The sequence below is a fragment of the Catenibacterium sp. genome, from assembly GCF_052354645.1.
Lineage (GTDB): Bacteria > Bacillota_I > Bacilli_A > Erysipelotrichales > Coprobacillaceae > Catenibacterium > Catenibacterium mitsuoka_A.
Genome location: NZ_DAWDDM010000299.1, coordinates 1 through 2330, shown reverse-complemented (window position 1 = coordinate 2330; position 2330 = coordinate 1). Strand labels below are relative to the sequence as shown.

At 31.5% G+C, this 2330-nt stretch carries 2 protein-coding genes; both read left to right on the top strand.

What is annotated here, in order from left to right:
- Window positions 1-265: 265 nt before the first annotated feature.
- On the top strand, window positions 266-1879 hold the full coding sequence (gene recJ, locus ACT8VG_RS10240; RefSeq protein WP_444195803.1) for a single-stranded-DNA-specific exonuclease RecJ: 1614 nt from the start codon (window positions 266-268) through the stop codon (window positions 1877-1879).
- A 91-nt stretch (window positions 1880-1970) separates the two neighbouring features.
- Window positions 1971-2330, top strand: a 360-nt coding sequence (locus ACT8VG_RS10235) for an adenine phosphoribosyltransferase (protein WP_444195802.1), incomplete at its 3' end; no start/stop codon positions are given.

Here is a 2330-nt window from a genome sequence, read left to right as displayed (position 1 = left end):
GAAATAAAATTGCTATTACTTTTTGTGATATGATTGATGATATTATGTCTTTACAGTTCTCTACAATTTTTGAATATCTACAAGCTAAAGTCATTAAGGAAGCAGAAACTAAAAACTTAGCAGATTTTCAGAGTCTGATCATGAAATAACTTATTATTTCTATTAAAAGTGGCCTAAAAGCCACTTTTTGATTAGAACACTTATTTTGACTTTTATCTCTATATTGATTAAGATGAATAGGTAGTAATTTTTTAAGAGGTTAATTATGAAATATAAAACGATAGAACTAAGTCATACTAATGAAATTATACAGACATATGGTGTTAATTCTTTGATGGCTAAAGTAATAGAAAGTAAAAAAATAGATCAAGAACAATTTAAATCCTTTATGGATCCTCATCTTGTATATCATGATTTTTCTTTATTTGAAGAAGCAGATGAAACATTAGAACGTATTGAAGAAGCAATCGCAAATAAAGAAAAAATCTGTATTTATGGAGATTATGACTGTGATGGTATTCTAGCAACCACTATTCTTGTACAAGCTTTTCATGAAAGAGGAGTAGAAGTTGGATATCATATTCCTAACCGCTTTACTGATGGTTATGGACTTAATACAACAAGAGTAGAACAGATGGCAGAGAAGGGCTACTCTCTCATTATTACTGTAGATAATGGAATCAAAGCATTTGATGCAGTAGAAAAAGCAGGGGAATTAGGTATTGATGTCATCATTACTGATCATCATGCCTTTGATGGTGAAGTACCAGTTGCTTATTCTATTATTCATACTAAAATGTCTCCTAAATATCCATTTAAAGAGATATGTGGTGGCTTTATTGCCTATAAGCTTGCAGCGGCTCTTTTAAAGCATCATGACCCTTATTTATTCACTCTGGCTTCTATTACAACTATATCTGACATGATGCCATTACTAGATGAAAATAGAAGTCTAGTAAGACGTGGTTTACAGTTTATGAAGCAATATAAATATTCTTCTTTAGAACTATTAAAAGGGAGTAGAGACTATGATGTCACAACTATAGGTTTTACAATAGCGCCTCGTATTAACGCATTTGGACGCTTACCAGAACTAGTGAATCCTGTATATTTAGTTAAATATTTCTTAAAAGAAGCAGACCCTGCTTATTTAGAAAAGATTTCTAATTATGCGTCTAAAATCAATTCTAAAAGACAATCATTAACCACTTCTTTATATAAAGAAGCAGTGACTGATACATCTTCCCCTTGTTTATTTTATGGCTCAGAAAATATGCATGAAGGATTAGTAGGTCTAGTGGCAGGTAAATATACAAGAGAATATGAACAGCCAGCCTTTGTCATGCATTATAATCCTAAAGAAGAAATATATAAAGGAAGTGCAAGAGGAATTGATGGCTTTAATATTTATAATTTCTTTACTCATCATGAAGAGCTTTTTGTGCAATATGGAGGTCATGCAAAAGCAGGAGGCTTTACAATTACTAAGTCTAATTATCCTTTAGTCTATGATGCCCTTATGAATGATATAAAAGGATGCCATTTTGAAGCCAGTGAATCAGTTATTCCTATTACACTCACTGATACAACAATTCCTAATGTTGAGTCACTTGATTTACTTGCTCCTTTTGGTGAAGAAAATAAAGCACCATTATTTATTCTAGAAGATGTATCATGTCATCAAGTAGATCGTTTATCTGAAGGTAAACATTTAAAGTTTCATTTAGGAGATGATCAGGTCTCTGCCCTTGCTTTTAATAAAGGACAATTATATGATGAACTTGTTCATAAAGATTCTATGACTCTAGTTGGTACTTTATCTATCAATGTCTTTAGAGGCAATAAATCTATTAACTTTATTGTTGAGGATATCTTATAATTTAGTTAATCTGTAAGGATTAATTTTCAAGATTTTATGTCAATCATGATTGTGTGATGATATAATAAAATAATGTATAGGAGGATTCGTTATGGATTTTAAACAACATATTGCATCTATTCCAGGATTTCCAAAGGAAGGAATTATTTTTAGAGATGTGACACCTTTATTAGAAGATAAGGATGCATTCAAAGCTTGTATTGATGATTTAGCAGCACATGCAAAGGATTTAGGAGTTGACGTAGTTGTAGGTCCTGAATCAAGAGGATTTATCTTTGGATGTCCTGTCGCTTTAGAATTAGGATGTGGCTTTGTACCAATCAGAAAGCCAGGTAAGTTACCTAGAGAAACTGTCAGCAAGAAGTATGATTTAGAATATGGATCAAATGAAATCTTCATGCATAAAGACAGTATTAAACCAGGTATGAAAGAATTAATCGTTGATGATTTA